This is a genomic window from Xylanibacter oryzae DSM 17970 (genome assembly GCF_000585355.1).
Classification (GTDB): Bacteria; Bacteroidota; Bacteroidia; order Bacteroidales; family Bacteroidaceae; genus Prevotella; species Prevotella oryzae.
In genome coordinates this window covers 2,418,328-2,438,805 of record NZ_KK073873.1, presented here as the reverse complement: position 1 = coordinate 2,438,805, position 20,478 = coordinate 2,418,328, and the positions used below count along the sequence as shown (strand labels likewise).

The 20,478-nt window shown below is 36.7% G+C and carries 17 protein-coding genes; 6 read left to right on the top strand and 11 right to left on the bottom strand.

The features are described from left to right. Positions 1-6 precede the first annotated feature (6 nt). The 10 genes from XYLOR_RS09895 to rsmH form a co-directional block, all read right to left on the bottom strand. A complete protein-coding gene (locus tag XYLOR_RS09895; RefSeq protein WP_036878993.1) occupies positions 7-759 on the bottom strand; it encodes a cell division protein FtsQ/DivIB in 753 nt (250 codons plus the stop codon). Then, complete coding sequence (gene murC / locus XYLOR_RS09890; RefSeq protein WP_036878991.1) at positions 760-2,142, bottom strand: UDP-N-acetylmuramate--L-alanine ligase; 1,383 nt, start codon at positions 2,140-2,142, stop codon at positions 760-762. Positions 2,143-2,146: 4 nt separating this feature from the next. Next, positions 2,147-3,259 carry an undecaprenyldiphospho-muramoylpentapeptide beta-N-acetylglucosaminyltransferase gene (murG, locus tag XYLOR_RS09885; RefSeq protein WP_036878989.1) on the bottom strand — a complete coding sequence of 371 codons (1,113 nt, stop codon included), beginning with the start codon at positions 3,257-3,259 and terminating at the stop codon, positions 2,147-2,149. Positions 3,260-3,323: 64 nt separating this feature from the next. Then, on the bottom strand, positions 3,324-4,562 hold the full coding sequence (locus XYLOR_RS09880) for an FtsW/RodA/SpoVE family cell cycle protein (RefSeq protein ID WP_051509052.1): 1,239 nt from the start codon (positions 4,560-4,562) through the stop codon (positions 3,324-3,326). A gap of 73 nt (positions 4,563-4,635) precedes the next feature. Next, positions 4,636-5,967, bottom strand: coding sequence for a UDP-N-acetylmuramoyl-L-alanine--D-glutamate ligase (gene murD, locus XYLOR_RS09875; protein WP_036878987.1), 1,332 nt, complete (start codon positions 5,965-5,967; stop codon positions 4,636-4,638). Between the two features lie 30 nt (positions 5,968-5,997). Then, entirely contained in the window at positions 5,998-7,266 is a 1,269-nt protein-coding gene (locus XYLOR_RS09870; protein ID WP_036878986.1) for a phospho-N-acetylmuramoyl-pentapeptide-transferase, read from the bottom strand. 17 nt (positions 7,267-7,283) lie between these two features. Beyond that, the gene (locus XYLOR_RS09865) at positions 7,284-8,735 is read right to left on the bottom strand and encodes a UDP-N-acetylmuramoyl-L-alanyl-D-glutamate--2,6-diaminopimelate ligase (RefSeq protein ID WP_036878985.1); all 1,452 of its coding nucleotides are present in this window, start codon (positions 8,733-8,735) and stop codon (positions 7,284-7,286) included. A gap of 20 nt (positions 8,736-8,755) precedes the next feature. Then, positions 8,756-10,906: a PASTA domain-containing penicillin-binding protein gene (locus XYLOR_RS09860; protein ID WP_036878984.1), complete on the bottom strand. Its 2,151-nt coding sequence runs from the start codon at positions 10,904-10,906 to the stop codon at positions 8,756-8,758. Beyond that, positions 10,899-11,345, bottom strand: coding sequence for an FtsL-like putative cell division protein (locus XYLOR_RS09855; RefSeq protein ID WP_245601999.1), 447 nt, complete (start codon positions 11,343-11,345; stop codon positions 10,899-10,901). Before XYLOR_RS09855 ends, XYLOR_RS09860 begins: the two co-directional genes overlap by 8 nt. After that, a complete protein-coding gene (rsmH, locus tag XYLOR_RS09850; protein WP_036878983.1) occupies positions 11,342-12,262 on the bottom strand; it encodes a 16S rRNA (cytosine(1402)-N(4))-methyltransferase RsmH in 921 nt (306 codons plus the stop codon). The genes XYLOR_RS09855 and rsmH overlap by 4 nt, the downstream gene beginning before the upstream one ends. 262 nt (positions 12,263-12,524) lie before the next feature. Here rsmH and glsA point away from each other — a divergent pair, with 262 nt between their 5' ends. Next, the gene (gene glsA, locus XYLOR_RS09845) at positions 12,525-13,352 is read left to right on the top strand and encodes a lyso-glycine lipid O-acyltransferase GlsA (protein ID WP_036878982.1); all 828 of its coding nucleotides are present in this window, start codon (positions 12,525-12,527) and stop codon (positions 13,350-13,352) included. Positions 13,353-13,376: 24 nt separating this feature from the next. Continuing rightward, on the top strand, positions 13,377-14,369 hold the full coding sequence (gene glsB, locus XYLOR_RS09840; protein ID WP_036878979.1) for a glycine N(alpha)-acyltransferase GlsB: 993 nt from the start codon (positions 13,377-13,379) through the stop codon (positions 14,367-14,369). 8 nt (positions 14,370-14,377) lie between these two features. Here the strand turns inward: glsB and XYLOR_RS09835 are convergent, their stop codons facing one another. Next, positions 14,378-15,715: a deoxyguanosinetriphosphate triphosphohydrolase gene (locus tag XYLOR_RS09835; RefSeq protein WP_036878976.1), complete on the bottom strand. Its 1,338-nt coding sequence runs from the start codon at positions 15,713-15,715 to the stop codon at positions 14,378-14,380. Between the two features lie 116 nt (positions 15,716-15,831). Between XYLOR_RS09835 and dut the strand changes: the two genes are divergently transcribed. From dut to XYLOR_RS09815, 4 genes are read left to right on the top strand one after another with little or no spacing between them, the layout of a single operon-like run. Continuing rightward, complete coding sequence (gene dut, locus XYLOR_RS09830; RefSeq protein WP_036878973.1) at positions 15,832-16,269, top strand: dUTP diphosphatase; 438 nt, start codon at positions 15,832-15,834, stop codon at positions 16,267-16,269. 7 nt (positions 16,270-16,276) lie between these two features. After that, entirely contained in the window at positions 16,277-18,061 is a 1,785-nt protein-coding gene (locus tag XYLOR_RS09825; protein ID WP_245601997.1) for a tetratricopeptide repeat protein, read from the top strand. Next, positions 18,058-18,906: a lipoprotein insertase outer membrane protein LolB1 gene (gene lolB1, locus XYLOR_RS09820; RefSeq protein WP_036878970.1), complete on the top strand. Its 849-nt coding sequence runs from the start codon at positions 18,058-18,060 to the stop codon at positions 18,904-18,906. Before XYLOR_RS09825 ends, lolB1 begins: the two co-directional genes overlap by 4 nt. After that, on the top strand, positions 18,906-20,474 hold the full coding sequence (locus XYLOR_RS09815; protein WP_036878967.1) for a murein hydrolase activator EnvC family protein: 1,569 nt from the start codon (positions 18,906-18,908) through the stop codon (positions 20,472-20,474). Before lolB1 ends, XYLOR_RS09815 begins: the two co-directional genes overlap by 1 nt. The last annotated feature ends 4 nt before the right edge of the window (positions 20,475-20,478 follow it).

Here is a 20,478-nt window from a genome sequence, read left to right as displayed (position 1 = left end):
ACTAGTTTATATATTTTGTTTTTTCTTGCATATTATTTGGTTGCTAAACTCAAGGTCGATATAAGAATATTTATTCCATCCTACTTGATTCAAACCATATTTATAAAACTTTTCCAGTCGTGATAATTTGTCTTGTATATATGTGGGTCTGCCTAGATATACTATATGATCGCCTACGCGTGGTACAATTTCAACACTTAGATCCTGTAGAATATTAATTTGCATTATCTGGTTTTTCCAAAAGTTATCGTGGTTGATATGATTTGCCACATGCTTTAATATCTTACAAGCATACCATCTTGGTATGTATCCTGTTGCGATGATTAAGTTTGAAACGTATCTAGTATTCGGCATTATACCACCTTGGTCGTCCAAATAATAATCGTCTCCATTTATACTTTTAATTCTTATTACAGGTGTCCTTTGTTTGATGTTTATACATACATGTCCATCTTCTGTTTTATAGCATTGTGCAGATTTGACGAAAGGACTGTGTCTTAAAACATCTTCAATAGTTCTTATATCTAAATTCTGCATTTGACGGTTTAGTGGATATAAATTCTTTTTTATAAGTATATTCCTTATTTCCGCTGCACTTAGGAAACCATCAGTTACATCATCGCAGATATTGATACCAACCTTGGTACACAATCTATTTTTATCGCTCGGTTTATTAAACGACGTAATAGCGAATACTAAGTATATTGCAATTACAATATCAAGTACGATTATAATTGATTTTTTCCAGTTTAGAGTCATTTAGTTATATTTCTCTTTCAAAATTTTCGTCATTTGTGGAACGTAATTATCCAAATCACCTGCTCCAAGTACTAAAAGGACTTCGAAGTCATGGTTTTTTATATAATCCAGAACATCCTCTTTATGTATCATTTCTTTTTTAACACCTTCTTTTAGATTGTCATATATAAGCTTTGATGTTACACCTTCAATAGGTTTTTCTCGTGCTGGATATATATCGCAAAGTATAACTTCATCTAAGATACTTAGACTTGATGCAAAATCTTTATAGAAGTCTCTTGTACGTGTATATAGATGAGGCTGGAATATAGCAGTAATTTTCTTGTCTTTATATAGTTCGCGTATGCTTTTCGCACTTTGGTATATCTCTTTTGGATGATGTGCATAGTCGCTTAAAAATACTATATTGTCGTTTTTAATCTTAAAGTCAAAGCGGCGATCTACACCTGCGTATGTCTTCATTCCATATTTTATCTCTTCAGCAGTGCATCCGTTCAATTGCGCTAATGCCATTGCTGCTATAGCGTTTTCAATATTAATAGGTACTGGTTGTCCAAGACTTATATTTTTGATAGATTCAATAGGAGAAATGAAGTCAAACGTGATCTCTCCATTTTCGATTAAAATGTTTTCAGCATGAAAATCACCTTCATCTAGGCTATAATCGTATTTTTTAACACCTTTAGAGATGTCATCTTTCATTTCGAGTCCTTTGTGTATAATCAGAACACCACCATCTTGTATGAGTGTCGTATAATGACGGAAACTTTCAAGATAAGCTTCTTTTGTTCCGTAAATGTCCAGATGGTCTGGGTCTGTAGCTGTTATTACGGTCATATAAGGGCGAAGCCAGTGGAAAGATCTATCAAATTCGTCTGCTTCAATAACGACATAATCGCTTGTATCACTTAAAATGTAGTTTGTCCCGTAATTTTTAGATATACCACCTAAGAACGCATTGCAATCTACATGGCTTTGGTGCAATATATGTGCAGCCATTGTAGATGTAGTTGTCTTTCCATGTGTTCCAGCAACACACAATCCTTTATGGGTGCGTGTAAGAGTTCCTAAAACTTGTGCTCTTTTCTCAATTTCAAAATTTCCTTTTTTGAAAAATTCTAGTTCTTTGTGTTTTGCAGGGATGGCCGGCGTGTAAATTACTAGTGTCGATTTTACATCTTTGCATGCATGAGGAATTGCATTTATATCTTCTTCGTAATGAATTAACATTCCTTCTTTTTCTAACTGTTTAGTTAGTTCTGATTCGGTCTTGTCATATCCGGCAACAACCATTCCTCTATTGATGAAATAGCGTGCTATAGCACTCATTCCAATGCCACCAGCACCTACAAAATAGACTGATTTAATATCTTTAATTTCCATAATTTTATTTTTGCAAAGCCATTTTTATTACTTCATTGGCTATGATATCTGCAGAATTAGGTAATCCTAATTTTAATATATTGTTACTAAGTTGATTAAGTTTTTCGTTTTCTTTCACCGTATCTATTGCTATTCCAAGTAGTGATTTGGATGCTTCAGAGTCTTTTACATATAATGCAGCGTCCTTCATGACTAATGCTAATGCATTCTTAGTCTGATGATCTTCTGCAACATTAGGCGAAGGAACTAAAATTACGGGTTTGCCGATCAGGCAGAACTCAGATATGCTACTTGCTCCAGCTCTGCTTATAACTAAATCCGCAGCTTTATATGCTGTTCCCATGTCTGATATAAAATCAGTGACATGTAGCATTTCTAATTCTTTATGTTTTTTCAATTCTTCCATTATACTGGCATTGTAATATTTACCAGTTTGCCATATAAATTGAACCCCTGAATTTTCAACCATCTCAATGTGATTTAAGATGCTCTCGTTAATTGTACGTGCACCAAGGCTTCCTCCAACGAGTAATATGGTCTTCTTTTCGGGATCTAATCCAAAACTTTTTATAGCATCCTCTTTGCTGATAGTAGTTGTTAATATAGCTTGTCTAACTGGATTACCAGTTTTTATTATTTTGTCAGCGGGGAAGAATCTATCCATCCCATCATAAGCTACACATATCTTATTAGCTTTTTTTGCGAGTATCTTATTAGTTACACCCGCATAGGAGTTCTGTTCCTGTATAAGACATGGAATCTTCATCTTAGCTGCTTGATTTAGAGTAGGCCCACTAGCGTATCCACCAACTCCGACAGCAGCCATAGGCTTGAAATCCTTAATAATGTTCTTTGCCATGCGTTGACTCTTCCATAGTTTGTAAATTACTATGATGTTTTTTAGCAGATTTTTTCTATCAAATCCGCATACAGGCAGTCCCTTAATTTCATATCCAGCTGCTGGAACACGCTGCATTTCCATACGTCCAAGTGCTCCAACGAATAGAATCTTAGCATTAGGGCGCTTTGCTTTTATTGCATTAGCAATTGATATAGCCGGGAAAATGTGTCCGCCTGTGCCACCGCCACTAATTATGATTCTTAATTCTTCGTTCATATTTTTCTCTTTTATTTCGCAAAAGTAACTATTTTTTTTCTCTTTTTATAATTTCAGTGAGATTTTATTCGCATATTTGTGAGTTTCGCTTCACTTCTGTTTGGGTATCGTCAGAAATTTCTTTATCATCCTCTCTTTTTACAGAAGAACGGCTTATACTTAGTATTACGCCAATGTATGCGCAATTGATTATTGTCGATGTTCCTCCTTTACTCACTAAGGGCAATGGCTGACCTGTTACAGGTGCTAGTCCAACGGCAACAAGCATGTTAAATATAGCTTGTGTCACAAGCATAAGGGCAAGTCCCATTGCGAGGAATGCAGGAAAGTTGTTTTCGCATCTATTTGCTATTCTTCCTGTTCTAAATAGCAATACAACATATAGAAATGCAACAATTATAGCACCTTCAATACCCATCTCTTCAATAATTATTGCGTAAATAAAATCTGAAAATGCCTGCGACAGAAAGTCTCTCTCAACAGAGTTTCCAGGGCCTTTTCCTACAATATTAGATGATGCGATGGCTATATTTGAGTGGGCAACTTGTGCATCTTTGTCCAAATCGTAATCTTCTGGAGCTACTTCTTTGTCGCTCATGAATTTATTAATTCGTGATTTCCATGTGTCTGCTCTATGAAATATTTTCTCAATAGTAGAAGACTTTTTGTTTTGCGCTACTTGTTCTTCAAGATTGGTCTTTGAAGTTTCTTTCGATTTGTCGGTACCGAAAATCATAATTATCGCAAAAGCCAAGGCTACCATTATCATTATAATACCCATCAGTTTACCAATCTGCAATTTAGGAACTCTCCCTATGATCATCATCATTATTATGACCATGCAGAGTAACACAGCTGTAGATAAGTTTTCTACAGCTATGGGTAATACCATGAAACCGGCAACAATCAGTATATATTTGAATGCCCTTTTATCAGCTCCATTATCTGTTTGCATGGCACTTAATATTTGTGCTTCGGCTAGAATCATCGCACCTTTCGCAATTTCAGAAGGTTGGAATTGCATTCCAAAAACACTTATCCATCTTTGTGCACCATTGGTAGAGTGTCCTGTCAGAAACACTATAATGAGTGTAGTTAATGCCAAGAATAGAAGAAACGGTGTGAATAACTTGAAGTATTTGCATTTTATGTTAAGGGTTATTACCATTACAAATAATCCTGCAGCCAGTATGGCGCAATGGTAAATTATCGGTGATAGATAATTACCTTTTTTGTAAGTCAGTTCGCTAGATGCACTATATACCTCAACTATACTAATCATACAAAGGAAAAAGAATACCATCCATATTACTTTATCACCCTTGAATATGTTATTTAATGCTTTGTTCAACTTTGTAAATTTTATAAGTTGTTTACTATAGATTCTTAACTAATGTTTTGAATTGTTCGCCACGGTCTTCCATATTATGGAATAGATCGAAGCTGGCACAACATGGACTAAGTAAGACTGTATCGCCCGATTTAGCCATTTCATAGCATGCAGTCACACAATCTTTCATGCTGTGAGTATCTTTTATAGGTATTTCCATTTGGTCAAAGAATTTGTGAAGTTTTGTGTTGTCTGCACCAAGATAGACGAGTCCAACACATTTTTCTTTTACAAGTTCTTTGATAGCATTATAATCATTACCTTTATCTTTACCTCCAAGAATAAGTATAACAGGCGTTTTCATACTCTCTAGTGCATACCAGCATGCGTCAACATTCGTTGCTTTTGAATCGTTGATATATTGTACCCCACGTACTTTAGTTACTTTTTCCAAGCGGTGCTCTACTCCGGGAAAATCACTAAGACTTTTTCTGATGATGTCCTTCTTAATTCCTGATATGTTAGATGCTATCCCAGCTGCAAGCGAGTTGTATATATTATGTTTGCCAGTCAAACTTAACTCTTCTTGTTCCATATTGAATGGGGTAGGCTTTTCTATCTTATATTTTCCTTCTTCTATGTATCCGATAGCTCCTTTTTCTTTTAGTTCAGCAAATGGACATTTAACAGCTTTAATGTCATATCTGCTTAATTCTTTCTTGATTATAGGATCATCGTTCCAATATATAAAAGAATCATCCTCCGTCTGGTTCTGAATAATTTTCATTTTTGCATCCACATAATTTTGCATGCAGTTATTATATCTGTCCAGATGGTCTGGAGTTATATTGAGCAAAATAGCTATATTTGCGCGGAAATTGTACATGTTGTCCAACTGGAATGAACTAAGCTCAATGATATAGTATTTGTGAGGTGATTCGGCTACTTGTAGTGCAAGACTTATGCCAATGTTGCCTGCAAGACCAACATCATATCCAGCTGATTTAAATATATGATAAATAAGAGATGTAGTAGTCGTTTTACCGTTGCTGCCTGTAATACAAATCATTTTAGAATCTGTATATCTGCCTGCAAATTCTATTTCACTTATTATATGTATACCTTTCTCGATGACCTTCTGTATCATAGGAGCACTGAATGGTATGCCCGGACTCTTTATTATTTCGTCGGCATTTAGTATTTTATCTTTTGTGTGATGCTCTTCCTCCCACTCAATGTCATGATCATTCATTAGTTTCTTATATTTGTCGCTGATTTTAGACATGTCAGAAACAAATACATCAAGACCTTCTTTTTTTGCTAGTACAGCAGCTCCTGCGCCGCTTTCACCAGCTCCTAGTATAACAATTCTTTTCATATATAAATCTGTTTACTATTGTTTATTCTATTACCGCATTTTTAGCGTTATTATGGTCAGCGCTGCTAGTATTATAGTCATAATCCAGAAGCGTATTGTGATTTTTGACTCATGTATTGCGCCTTTAGGCTTTTTAACCAGATATTTGCATTCAGGATCCAATTGTGATTGCTGTGTACGGAAATTATCATGTATTGGCGTACGTTTGAATATACGTTGTTTCACCCCATGCTTTTTTCCTAATTTATAGTAGTACACCTGCATTATCACACTGAGACTTTCTATAAAGAATATACCACATAAAATCGGTAGCATTAATTCTTTGTGAATGATAATTGCGCATACAGCGATAATTCCGCCAATTGTGAGTGAACCTGTATCTCCCATGAAAATCTGTGCTGGGTAGGCATTGTACCATAGAAATCCAATAAGTGCACCAACGAATGCGCATATAAACACAACAAGTTCCTGTGATCCAGGTATATACATAATGTTAAGATAGGCCGCATATTCAATATGGCTACTTACATATGCGAATATTCCAAGTGCAACTCCTATTATTGCTGAATTTCCAGCACACATCCCGTCCATTCCGTCATTAAGATTAGCTCCATTGGATACAGCTGTAACGACAATAATTGTCATTATAACAAATAAAATCCAACCTGCTGCGGTTTTGTATTTTCCACAAAATCCCATTAACTTTGAATAGTCTAGATTGTGCCCTTTAACAAAAGGTATTGTCGTTTTTAATGATTTTACTGGTTTACTTCTATGCTTGACAACCATTTCTTGTCCTTGCTTTTGTATTGTAAGATTCTCACGTACAACAGCATCGGGACTTAAATATAAAACCATGCCAACAATAAGTCCAAGTCCTATTTGTCCTACAATTTTAAACTTTCCCTGAAGTCCTTCTTTATTTTTTCTGAATATCTTTATATAATCATCCAAACCACCGAGTAACCCTAGCCATAAAGTGGTTATTATCATTAATATTAGATATATATTTCGCATTCTTCCTAGTAAGATTACAGGAACCAATATAGCTACAATGATGATAATACCTCCCATAGATGGTACACCTATTTTTTTTACTCCGAAAGGGTCAATGCTTGCATCACGCTGCGTCTCTGTTATTTGCTTACTTTTTAAGAACTTGATAAATTTTTCACCGAACCAAGCTGATATAATAAGTGATAGAATCAAAGCTAATAATGCCCTGAATGATATATATGCCCACATGTGAGATCCAGGTATACCGAATTGGTCTAGAAATCTGAATAGATAATATAGCATTTTTTAATTTCTTATTTTCAGTTTTTGAATATTTCGTGTAAAATCTCTTTATCATCAAAATGATGCTTTACACCTTTGATGTCCTGATAGTCTTCATGCCCTTTACCTGCAACAAGGATAACATCACCTTTTTTGGCCAGCATGCATGCAGTGCGTATAGCTTCTTTTCTATCTACTATACTTATTACTTTTTTCATTTGCAGTGAGTTAAGACCGGCAAGCATATCATTTATTATATCTTGTGGCTCTTCAAGTCTTGGATTATCACTTGTTATAATAACTTTATCGCTTTGTTTTACTGCCTCTTGTGCCATTAGTGGACGTTTGCCTTTATCTCTGTTACCACCAGCTCCACAAACTGTAATCACATTTCCGTTACCATTTAGTACTTCATGTATTGCATTTAATACATTCTCCAAAGCATCAGGAGTATGAGCGTAATCTACAATTGCTGTAAATCCATTTGGAGAACTTATTGGTTCCAGACGGCCGCTAACACTCTTAAGTGTACTTAGTACTAATAGTATGTCTTCTGGATTTTTGCCTAGCATTACAGCTGTTCCATATACGGCCAAAAGATTACTTACATTGAATTTGCCAATAAACTGTACGCCTACTTCCTTTCCGTTGATATCTAAATACATTCCTTCAAAATGGCACTCAAGCAGTTTTGCTTTAAAATCTGCTATTGTACGTGTAGAGTATGTCTTTATTGTTGCTTTTGTATTCTGTACCATTACCATACCATTCTTATCGTCAGCATTAGTAATCGCAAATGCATTTTTAGGCAGTCCGTCGAAAAATGCTTTTTTCGCGTCACGGTAGTTTTCAAATGTCTTGTGATAATCAAGATGGTCCCTGGTGAGGTTCGTAAATATTCCGCCAACAAATTTTAATCCGCCAATTCGTTTCTGGGCAATGGCGTGACTGCTACATTCCATGAAGGCATATTCACAACCTTTTTCTACCATCTTACTGAGAAGTTGGTTTAGTTCAATAGGGTCTGGCGTAGTATGGTCTGCTGGTATAGCTTCTCCATCTATATAATTGCATACGGTAGATAATAATCCACACTTATATCCAAATTTTCTGAACATATTATATAATAAGGTGGCAATGGTCGTCTTCCCATTTGTGCCTGTTACGCCAACTAGTTTTAATTTAGAAGATGGATCTCCGTAAAATAAAGTCGCAACTCTGCCAACTGAATCTTCTGTAGATTCTACCTTTATATATGTTACATTGTCGGTCTTCTCATTAGGCATATCTTCACATAAGATTGCCTTTGCACCAAGTGTTATAGCTTTACTTATGAATTTATGACCGTCAACTTGCGTACCCTTTATAGCAACAAAGAGATGCCCTGACTCAATGCGCCTTGAGTCAATGTTTACTCCAGTGATTTCCACCTCTGTATCGCCATCGATATCAATCGGTTTAATGTTTTTGAGTAAATCTTTTAATTTCATATCTATTCTTGTTTAAATTTTTATTCCATCTTTATTGTGCAAACAGCACCTTTTGTTATTAATTTACCTGCAGGGTAACTTTGCGACACAACCTTTCCGCGTCCTTGTATTTTTACTTTTATACCTCTGCTTTCAAGCATATATACAGCATCACTTGCGCCCATTCCCATTACGTTAGGTGTTATGTTGTGCCTGTACATGGCCTGTCTTGATAAATTTACTGTTTTGCTATTACTACTTGCTGTTCCCCATATCGGGTTTCCGTTTGCGTACGAGCCACCCCAACCTGTGTTAGTATTTATACCTAGATGGTTAAGGACATAGTCTGCAGCAAGGATATTTCCATTCTTTACATTTGGAATTAATATTGAAGTAGAGTCACGGGCATCAGAAACATCAAGCTTCAGGCTTCTTGCCATAATACCTTCTGCAATGTGATGAAACACAAGACCACTCATACCACCACCGGATGCCGGTGTGCCTGTCTTTTGTATGCAGACTATGCAACTATATCTTGGTTCATCAGCAGGGAAATAACCTGCAAAACTCAGAAGATAGTTAGTTCCACCTTCCTTATATCCTCCGATACCTTTTGAAATTTGTGCTGTACCTGTTTTACCGGCAACTAAAAAAGACTTTGAGCCTGCTTTTTTACCAAGTCCTTGACTTACCACATGCTCTAATATAGTTTGTAGTTCATGTAGCGTCTTCTCTTTGCAGATGTGTGCTTTAATCATCTCTGGTTGAAATTCCGCAATAACTTGATCACCCTTTAATATCTTCTTTACGAATCTGGGCCGCATCATTCTTCCTCCATTAGCAATGGCGTTATAGAATGTCAAAGTAGATATTGGCGGAACCTGACTCTCATAACCGATACTCATCCAAGGCAAGGCTGTCTTACTCCAGTTGACATATTCGCCACGCCTGTTTTTCTTTGGCATACGTATTTTTGGAGGAGTAGCTCCAACAAGCGGAATATGTAGGTCTGTTGCAATTCCTGTACGGTATAAACCTCTTACAAATCTCTCAGGGTCATTGCCATAATGGTCATCAATAATTCTACTGACACCTATATTAGAACTGTACATAAGTGTCTGTGGCAGAGTTAGTACTTGATATCCACCTTTTCGCCAGTTGTGGTCTTTCATATCCCTTCCATGCATATTCCATACACCACACCCTGTGTCTACTGTATATGTTGTGTCTACAACACCATCATCTAGAGCCACCATCATTGATGCTGTCTTAAATACTGATCCAGGTTCCATTAGGTCGGAAACAGCATTGTTTTTAATTTCTCGGTATTCTCCATCGTCACATTTTGACATATTAACGATAGCCTTTACGTCTCCGGTTCCTACTTCCATAACAATAGCGACCCCGACATTCCCATTTATATCTTTTAATTCATTAATTAAAGAACGTTCTGCAAGATCTTGAATGTTTACATCTATTGTCGTTATAATATCAGCACCATCAATCGGTGGCGTATCTGTAATACTTAGGAATTTATTCATTACCTTTCGGCGGTGTGTTATACCATTCGTACCCCTAAGAATAGAGTCGTAAGATAATTCCAGACCGCAACGCGCCATGTCTTTAGCTCCATATAAATCTCCAACGGTCCTTTGAGCAAGAGATCCGAATGGTCTACGTCTTGAATCAAAAACTTCTTTATGGAATCCTCCAGAATACCCGGACATACAGAATATTGGAAGCTTTTTAACCTCTGTATATGTGTTATAATCAATACGTTTATCCCAAATAGGCCAGTTCTGATTCATATCCTTACGTCCTTCTTCTAAGTCTCTCTTGAAAGCGGCTATTGATTTTGAAGGGAAAATTCTATGTAGGCCTTCACATATTTTATCTACATTGGCAAGCCACATTGAATCCTTTTTGTGTCCTCCGGCCTTGAAGTCCATATATATTTTGAATTCAGGTATAGAAGAAGCCATTAGTTGTCCGTCGCAACTAAGAATGTTACCTCTAACAGGTTTCACGCTTACGCTATCTTTCTTCTGCCTAGAAGCAACTTTCATCCAGTAGTCATGCTTTGCTGTCATAATATAAAAAGCCTTACCTACAATAAAAATGGATATTAGTGTCATTACAATAGCAATGACAGAATAGCGTGGCATTATCTTTTTATTTTCAAACTTACTCATCAGGCACTTCTATTTTGTATGGTGGTTGATTTGCAATGTGCAGTATGCTGTCTTTATTGTTTTGCAAAATTTCCAGCACATGACTTTCTCTGCATCTTTCGGTTAACTTACTAGAGCTCGAGAGAGCTTTGTATTTAGCATCTTTCAATTCACCTTCAAGCTTGTCTATTTCTATTAAGTCTTGCTGGCAACTATATCTGCTAGATATATAAAATATAGTGAATCCTACTATTAAAACGATTAACCATATTTGGCTACGAATCATTTTCGCAGTAAGGAAATCACCGCCAATGATTTTGCGGAGAGAAAAATTTGTAGAGGATACAGGATCTTCTTCCCGAGCCTGTTCCTTTATCGCTGCTTTTACATAGTCTTCAGATTCCTCAGCTTCTTTTTCTTTAGGGGATACCTGTTCCGTTTCTTCTTTACTTTCTATCATTTCTTTTCTGCAATTCTAAGTTTTGCACTACGGCTGCGAGAATTTTGTTTCTGTTCATCTTCAGTAGGAACAATAACTTTGTTGTTTATCATGTTAAAAGGTGTCTCTATTCTACCGAAGAAGTCTTTTGATATCTTACCTTCTACATTTCCGGATTTCATCATGTTCTTTACAATTCTGTCTTCCAGACTATGATAAGTTATTACTACCAGTCTGCCTCCGGGACATAAAAGATCTTTTGAAGAATACAACATCTCTTTGAGTGCACTCATTTCGTGGTTAACTTCGATGCGTAAAGCCTGAAATAGTCTGGCCATCTCTTTCTTTTCTCTTTCACGAGTAAATAGCTTTTCTGTTACATCAAGAAAGTCTTGTGTTGTCAGTATTGACTTCTCCTGACGTGCTTTGACAATTGTAGCTGCTATCTTTCTTGAATTTCTAAATTCCCCATAAAGATAGAATACATCAGCTAATTGCTCTTCTTCGTATGTGTTTAGTATATCTGCAGCAGTCTTTCCTGCACGTTTGTTCATGCGCATGTCTAATTGAGACTCGAACCTGAAAGAGAATCCGCGTGTCTCATCATCAAAGTGATGGCTTGAAACACCTAGATCCGCGATAAGTCCGTCAATATGTTCTATACCATAGTAACGCATCCAATTTTTTAAATATCTGAAGTTGCTTCTTACAAACGTAAAACGCTCATCGTTTACAATATTCCTTTCAGCATCAGCATCCTGGTCGAAACCATATAAATGCCCTTTCGCATCTAGTTTATTAAGGATGCACCTACTATGGCCACCTCCGCCGAATGTGACGTCTACATAAACGCCATTCGGCTTTACTATCAATCCGCTTACGCTATCATTAAGCAAAACTGGTACATGATATGTTTGTACTTCTTCTAAAGGCTGCATACGTACATCTTATAAAAGTGATTTTGGGTTCAAAGGTACATAAAAATCCTTATATACATTCACAAAATCGTCAATTTTTCAATTTTTCTTTAGTTCGTATTACAAACCATGTCATTTTTATTAAATATGTATATTTGACAAATATGCTACAATTATGTTGAGATAGTATCAAAATATAGTTTTTTGAACATTTTTTCGACAAAATAGTATTTAATTTAAAAGATTTCTGCTATTTTTGCAAATTGTTAGTGTAAATAGAAATATGACTGAGATTACAGAGAAGACAATAGACATCCGTAAAATACTGGAATCTAAGATTGGTACAAAAATAAAATTTGTTCCACGTTTTTTTGTCTCTTGGCTTAAACATATCGTGCATCAAGATGAAGTTAACGCCTTCTTATGGAAAAGTCGTAATGAGGTAGGTACCGAGTGGCTTGAAGAGTGTGTGCGCTATCTTGATATGGATATAACTATTGAGGGTAAAGAGAATCTCCCGGATAAAAATGATGGCAAATTATATACTTTTGTAAGTAATCACCCCCTTGGAGGCGCTGATGGAGTAGCATTGGGCGCAATTATAGGCCATCATTACGATGGCCGTTTTCGTTATCTAATTAATGACTTGTTAATGAATCTTCCCGGTTTGAAGCCTGTAAGTATTCCAATAAATAAAACAGGTAATCATGGACGCAATTTCCCTGCAATGGTTGAGGCCGGATTTATGAGTGATAATAATATTCTGATGTTTCCGGCTGGGATATGTTCTCGCCGAATTAACGGTAAAATTCATGATTTGACATGGAAGAAGACTTTTATTAGTAAAAGTGTAGAGACGCATCGCGATGTTGTACCTATACATTTTAGTGGACATAACTCAAATTTCTTCTATAACTTGGCAAATCTATGTTCGGCATTACATATAAAGTTTAATGTCGCAATGTTATTTCTTGTAGATGAAATGTATAAAAATACGCATAAGAAATTTAGAATTGCTATAGGAAAACCTATTTCTTGGCAGACATTCGACGACAGTAAAACACCGGTGGAATGGGCTAAATTTGTCCAAAATAAAGTATATGAACTCTAACTAATCGAACTTAATACAATTGATATGGAAGAAGACATAATCCAACCTATTGATAGGGAAGTTATAAAAAGTGAATTAACTCCGGAGCGCCAGCTTCGTATGACTAACAAAAGCCATAACGAAATTTATGTGATAACAGCTCACAATGCTCCTAATGTATTAAAAGAGATTGGTCGTCTTCGTGAGATTGCTTTTCGTACAGCTGGTGGCGGTACAGGTAAATCTATGGATTTGGATGAATTTGATACTATGGAAAATTGTTATAAACAATTGGTGGTATGGAATCCTGAAGCTGAAGAGATAATAGGTGGGTACAGATATATATTAGGTACAGATGTTGATATAGATGAAACGGGACAGCCTATATTGGCAACCAGTCATATGTTCCATTTTTCCGAGAAATTTATGAAAGACTATATGCCGCAGACTATAGAGCTCGGTCGTTCTTTTGTTTCTCTTGAGTATCAAAGTACTCGAAGAGGTTCTAAGAGTCTTTTTGCTCTTGATAACCTTTGGGATGGGTTAGGGGCTCTCACTGTTGTGATGCCTAACGTCAAATACTTTTTCGGAAAGATGACAATGTATCCTTCTTATGTACGTAGGGGTAGAGATATGATTCTCTATTTTCTAAAAAAACATTTTAATGATAAGGACAATCTTATCATACCGATGAAACCGTTGGTAATTGAAACCGATGAAAAGGAACTGCAGAGACTCTTTAAGGAAAAATCTTTCAAAGATGACTATAAAATATTAAACCATGAAGTTCGTAAACTAGGATATAATATTCCTCCATTAGTCAATGCATACATGGGGCTAAGCCCTACTATGAGAATGTTTGGCACTGCTATAAACTATGGTTTTGGAGATGTCGAAGAAACCGGCATACTTATAGCCGTTGATGAGATTCTGGAAGAGAAACGTATACGTCATATTGATTCCTTCATAAAGGCTCATCCTGATGCACTTCATATTACTTCAGGTGCCAATAATGTTATTTACAAAGAAGATGATTGATAATCCCACTATACTATAGGCAGACTTATTCCGTTTATTTTCTGATAAACATCCAGAGCATAGATGTCAGTCATTCCACTTATGTAGTCTAATACAGCCATGATACGAGTCTCAATATTGTCAGATTCAATATCATATTGGCTACTCACTCTGTTTATCAGTTGTTTAGAATAGAATCTTTTAGGGTATGTAACCGCTTCTACCATTTGATCCATAAGCGTACCCATAATTTTAAAACCGGACAATTCCACATCAAGTACAGGCTTGCTTTTATATATTTTCTTGAAAGAAATATCAGAGCAATGTTTGTATGCCTCGCGAGGAATCTCTGAAATGTTTTCTATGAGGCATCCTTCAAAAGTTCCTTTTAATATCTGTTCTTCATTTTCAACAAAGACATTCACACATTCATTCTCCAGTTTTCCTATCGTACATGCACGCAGGTATACCACCTTTTCGTTTTCGTCAGAAAGTCCTTCGTCCTCCATTCGTTTTAAAATCCGCTGTCTATTCTCACTATCAAAGAAATTCAGCATCAGATCTTCTGTGTCCTTGTACGACAATATTTTAAGTTTGAAAGCATCTTCAATATCCATTATTTCATAACAAATATCATCAGCAGCTTCTACTAAATATACTAGAGGGTGGCGAGCATATTTCATTGGTTCATTATCTTTAGATTTGCAAATAATGCCCAATTCATCGGCTATTTTCTTATATATGTCCGCTTCAGATTTGAAAAAGCCAAACTTACCGTGGCTACCCGCAAGAGCTGAAGCAAAAGGATATTTTACGATAGAAGCCAGAGTGGCATATGTCATTACAAAACCACCTTCTCTTCTCCCATTAAATCTGTGTGTAAGTATTCTGAACGCATTAGCATTTCCTTCAAAGTGCGTGATATCATCCCAGAATTGCTCGCTTATTTTTGACTTTAGTGAAGCGCCATTGCCCTCTGTAAAGAAAGTTTGAATTGCTTTCTCCCCCGAATGACCGAAAGGAGGATTCCCAAGATCGTGAGCAAGACATGCAGCAGAAACAATAGAGCCGATCTCACCTATATGCGAAGACTGAAGTTCCGGATGCATAGCTAATATTTTTTGTGATGCGTCAGTACCTAGTGACATTCCAACGCTTGCCACCTCAAGACTATGAGTTAATCTGTTATGTACGAAGACACTCCCAGGCAGAGGGAAAACTTGTGTCTTGTTCTGAAGTCGTCTGAATGGAGCAGAGAAAATCAGCCTGTCGTAATCGCGACGAAACTCCGTGCGATCGTCATGTCTTTCCATATGTCGGTGTTCTTGCCCCAACCTTTTATTCGAAATTAATCTTTCCCAATTCATCATAATGGTACAAATATAATGCAAATTTTGGTATTTTCTTACTTTTTAAACTGAAAAATTCAAATATGTGAATATTATTACTTATTTTTGCATCTAAAATATATAAAAGAAATCAGATGATTAAAATAAGAGTTGTAAATAAAGGTCATCAACCACTACCGATTTATGCCACCCAACAGAGTGCCGGTATGGATTTGCGTGCTAATTTGGATTCCTCAGTTGTATTGAAACCTTTGGAACGTAAATTGATACCAACAGGCTTACATATAGCATTACCTGTAGGATACGAAGCTCAAATCAGACCAAGAAGTGGCCTGGCATTAAAACATGGGATAACAGTTTTGAATACTCCCGGTACTGTAGATGCTGATTATCGTGGAGAGATAATGGTTCTCCTTATTAATTTCTCATCTGATGAATTTATTATAAATGATGGTGAGCGAATAGCTCAAATGATTATAGCCAGACACGAAAATGCTGAATTCATCGCAGTTGAAGAGTTGGACGAAACAGAGCGTGGTGAAGGCGGTTATGGTCATACCGGGGTAAAATAAAAATCTAATGAAAAATATCTGCAAATATTTATTGTTAAGTGCTACTGCTTTTACATTACTTACAGTGGTATCTGCCTGTTCTGTGCAGAAAATGCAGTCAGCAAAGACTGTTGTGGGTAATGTGAAATCACCTGTTGCAGATAATTTATCCCATAATTCCAGATTACGTTTTGATTATTTCCTCTTTGAGTCAGAAAATCAAGAACAGAAAGACAACCTTGCCGGGGCGTTTGATTTGTTAGACCATTGTAAGGATATAGATTCCACATCAGCAAACGTCTATTACAAGAAAGCCGAGCTTTATGCTCAGCTTAAACAAGATTCACTAGCTTTGTTGAATTTTGAAAAAGCAGCTACGTACGATCCTTCAAATAGTTATTATGAAGAGATTTTGGCACAATTTTATACCCATGCAGCAAAATACGATAAGGCAATAGCTGCATACGAAAAATTGTATAATACCAACAAAGACAGACCTGATGTTCTTGAGATACTATTACAATTGTATAACCAGAAGACTGATTATGACAATGTGATTAATACAATTGAACGTTTGGAGAATGTTGCAGGCGCTAATGAGAAACTTTTGATGGCTAAAGTTCAGATATACTCATTGCAAGGAAAGAAGAAAGAAGCTATTAATGTTATACGTCAGTTGGCCGAATCTCATCCCAATGATTTGAATTACCGCGTGATTGAGGGTGATTGGCAGATGGAAAATGGTCTTCCCGAAGAAGCTTTGGCTACATACGGGCGTGTATTAAAACAAGAACCTGACAATACTATGGCGCAGATGTCAATGCTGTCATATTATAAAAATAACAATCAAGACTCATTAGCCAATACTTTATTAAAGAAACTATTAGTCAACAATAATACAGATGATAGTGAGAAGTTGGATTTGATGAAACAGGCTGTAACCGATAATGAACAAAAAGGTGGCGATAGTACCCAAATATTGAATCTCTTCAAGGATGTATTCAAAGAAAAACAGACTGATCCCAACATGTATATACTATGTAGTGTATATATGAATGCAAAGAAAATGCCTAAAGACAGCATAGCAGTTATGCTCAATAAAGTTCTTGAAATAGCTCCTGATAATGCAGCAAGCAGGCTACAATTGATACAATATGCTTGGGAAAAGAAAGACTATAATCAGGCTATCGAACTATGTAAACCCGCATTGGAATATAACCCCGATGAAATGGCATTCTTTTATTATTTGGGAATGGCCTATTATTTCAATAACGACCTGGATAATGCTTTAGAGATATTCAGGAAGGGAACAAGCATGATAAATAATCAGAGCGATGCCTCGCTGGCTTCAGATTATTATGGACTTATGGGAGATATCTTACATGCTAAAGGAGAGCATAAAGCTGCATTTGCTGCATACGATTCATGTCTTCAGTGGAAAGATGATAACGTTCCATGCTTGAACAATTATGCTTATTATTTAAGCGAAAAAGGATTGAATTTGGAAAAGGCAGAACAGATGAGTTATAAGACCGTTAAGGCAGAACCTAAGAATAGCACCTATCTTGATACATATGCATGGATATTATTCATGCAGAAACGCTATGCGGAATCAAAGATATATATCGATCAAGCCGTTCAGAATGATAGTACCAAGAGCAATGTTATCCTTGAACATGCAGGTGATATATATATAAAGAATGGCGATGTCAAGCAAGCACTGAACTATTGGAACCGATCTGCAAAGACAGCAGATAAATCAAATATATTATTATTCAAAAAAATCAAACTAAAAAAATATTTGGAAAAATGAAACCTTTATCTTTTCTTAAAATAGCCCTGTTGATTTTTCCTTTGCTGCTCACATCCTGTGCAGCCAAGAAGACTTTGGTCAATGTCGAAAAACCTGTTAAAATAGAAAATATAGAACAACAGAAGGTTTTGCAGAAAGTCTCTGATAATGCCATGTATTCTAAGTTTATTACTTCTAAGGTTAAATTCCAAATCGAAGTAGGATCCCAGAATATGACCTTGACGGGAAATCTCAAAATGAAGCGTGACGATGTAATTCGTCTACAGTTGATGATGTTTGGTTTTGTTGAAGCCGGACGTCTTGAATTTACAAAAGATTATGTACTTATTGTTGACCGTATAAATAAACAGTACATCAAAGCTACTTACGATCAGTTGGATTTCTTACGCAATAGCGGATTGAATTTCTATTCCCTTCAGGCATTGTTCTGGAACGAACTTTTTGAACCGGGCCAGACAAAGGTAACAGATGAAATGCTGAAAGATTTCGCAACAGCGATAGACGGCGGGAACACAATAATAACACTCTCAAGGGATAAAATGAACTATAAATGGCTTGCCGATAACAACAGTGGACAGCTTAATATGGCTAACATTCTGTATAAGGATAAGTTACATGGCCAGACCCAACTTAACTGGGATTATCGTGAATTTAAATCTGTAGAGAATAAGACATTTCCGACAGATATGAAGATAGATTTTACTACAGCAAATAAAGAAGTGAAAATAAATCTCATTCTGAATAATGTTGGTCACGATAGTGAATGGGAACCACGTACCACTGTGTCAAGTAAATATACAGAAGTTACAGTTAATGATATTCTTAGGAGGTTTATGGCATTATAATGAAAAGATTTTATATACTTCTAGTCTTACTATTTACTATTATAATTAGTCCTTACGCACAAAATAAAAAAACTGTAAGGAAGAAAGCCCGTGTTACCAATACTACAAGAAAAACCAGTAGGAAAGGTAAAACGGCAAATTATAGTAACCTTACTATAAAAGGTTTGCAAACTCAGCGCCAGAAGATTCAGCGTGAGATACGTTTACAGGAACAACGCCTCAATTCTAATCAGCGTGATGTTAAGGAGCGTCTTCAAAATCTTATGTTGATTAATAGTGAGATAGAGCAGCGCCGCCGTTCTATTGATACCATTCAGAGTGATATTAATCATATAAATGGCAATATTGACAATCTTAATAATCAATTGAAAATTCTTCAGGCTGAGCTTAACGATCGTAAGCAGAAGTATGTTAAATCCATGCGTTATCTATATAATAACCGTTCTATACAAGATCAGATTATGTTCATCTTCAGTGCAAAAAACTTTGCACAGATGTATCGCCGTCTGAGGTTTGTACGCGAATACGCTTCTTATCAGCGGGCACAGGGCGAGATGGTTAAATGCAAACAGCAGCAGGTAGACGCAAAACAAGCTCAACTCTTTCAGGTTAAAGGAGTAAAGAAAGTAGTGCTGCGTAAAGGACTAGTAGAACATCGTAAGTTGCAAGGTAAGAAAGATGAGCAGCAACAAGTTGTAAGCACCCTTCAAAACCAGCAGAAGACCATACAGACTATTATATCAGAACAGCGTAAGAAAGATGCTGCGTTAAACTCTCAGATAGACAGACTCATTGCGCAAGAGGTAGCAAAGGCAAGAGCCCGTGCTGCTGCAGAATCTAAAGCCCGCGCAGATGTCCAGGCAAGACGCAAGCGAGCTGCCGAATTGGCTAAGAAGAAAGCTGAAGCAGAGATGGCTGCCCGTGAGAATCATCGTAAGATTTTAGCAGCCAAGGCTGCTGAAGAAAGAGCAAAAGCAGCTGCACGTGCTGCTGCTCAGAAGAGTGCTGCCGAGAAAGCAGCTGCAGATGCAGCTGAACGTCAGGCTGTTGCTGAGCGTAAGGATGCTGAACGGCAGGCCGAAAATGATAGAAGAACTTCTGCTAGAGAAGTTGCTGCTGCGCAGAAATCAGTAGACGTACCTATGCTTAATAGCGTAGACCGTCGTCTTAGTGGTGGCTTTGAGAGCAATAGAGGCAGGTTGCCTATGCCTATTACCGGTTCATATCGTATTGTAAGTCATTTTGGACAATATAATGTAGAGGGCCTTAAGAATGTTACCCTCGATAATAAAGGTATAAACATATTGGGACAGTCGGGTGCACATGCACGTTCCATATACAATGGAGAGGTTAGTGCAGTATTCAGTTTTGGAGGAACGATGGTAGTAATGGTACGTCATGGTGATTACATATCTGTATATTGTAATCTGTCATCTGTATGCGTCCATCGCGGTCAGAGTGTAGGTACACGCCAGGTTCTTGGTTCTATAGGCGCAGACAATATACTGCAATTCCAATTGCGTAAAGAAACGTCAAAGATAAACCCTGAGTCTTGGTTGGGAAGATAAATAA

Excerpts from the sequence above, each read along its gene's own strand:
- glsA (WP_036878982.1), top strand. The coding sequence starts at position 12,525 with ATGACTGAGATTACAGAGAAGACAATAGACATCCGTAAAATACTGGAA.
- glsB (WP_036878979.1), top strand. The coding sequence starts at position 13,377 with ATGGAAGAAGACATAATCCAACCTATTGATAGGGAAGTTATAAAAAGT.
- murG (WP_036878989.1), bottom strand. The coding sequence starts at position 3,259 with ATGAACGAAGAATTAAGAATCATAATTAGTGGCGGTGGCACAGGCGGA.
- XYLOR_RS09865 (WP_036878985.1), bottom strand. The coding sequence starts at position 8,735 with ATGAAATTAAAAGATTTACTCAAAAACATTAAACCGATTGATATCGAT.
- dut (WP_036878973.1), top strand. The coding sequence starts at position 15,832 with ATGATTAAAATAAGAGTTGTAAATAAAGGTCATCAACCACTACCGATT.
- XYLOR_RS09855 (WP_245601999.1), bottom strand. The coding sequence starts at position 11,345 with ATGATAGAAAGTAAAGAAGAAACGGAACAGGTATCCCCTAAAGAAAAA.
- XYLOR_RS09835 (WP_036878976.1), bottom strand. The coding sequence starts at position 15,715 with ATGAATTGGGAAAGATTAATTTCGAATAAAAGGTTGGGGCAAGAACAC.
- XYLOR_RS09825 (WP_245601997.1), top strand. The coding sequence starts at position 16,277 with ATGAAAAATATCTGCAAATATTTATTGTTAAGTGCTACTGCTTTTACA.
- XYLOR_RS09815 (WP_036878967.1), top strand. The coding sequence starts at position 18,906 with ATGAAAAGATTTTATATACTTCTAGTCTTACTATTTACTATTATAATT.
- XYLOR_RS09895 (WP_036878993.1), bottom strand. The coding sequence starts at position 759 with ATGACTCTAAACTGGAAAAAATCAATTATAATCGTACTTGATATTGTA.
- rsmH (WP_036878983.1), bottom strand. The coding sequence starts at position 12,262 with ATGCAGCCTTTAGAAGAAGTACAAACATATCATGTACCAGTTTTGCTT.
- XYLOR_RS09860 (WP_036878984.1), bottom strand. The coding sequence starts at position 10,906 with ATGAGTAAGTTTGAAAATAAAAAGATAATGCCACGCTATTCTGTCATT.
- XYLOR_RS09870 (WP_036878986.1), bottom strand. The coding sequence starts at position 7,266 with ATGCTATATTATCTATTCAGATTTCTAGACCAATTCGGTATACCTGGA.
- lolB1 (WP_036878970.1), top strand. The coding sequence starts at position 18,058 with ATGAAACCTTTATCTTTTCTTAAAATAGCCCTGTTGATTTTTCCTTTG.
- XYLOR_RS09880 (WP_051509052.1), bottom strand. The coding sequence starts at position 4,562 with ATGGTATTCTTTTTCCTTTGTATGATTAGTATAGTTGAGGTATATAGT.
- murD (WP_036878987.1), bottom strand. The coding sequence starts at position 5,967 with ATGAAAAGAATTGTTATACTAGGAGCTGGTGAAAGCGGCGCAGGAGCT.
- murC (WP_036878991.1), bottom strand. The coding sequence starts at position 2,142 with ATGGAAATTAAAGATATTAAATCAGTCTATTTTGTAGGTGCTGGTGGC.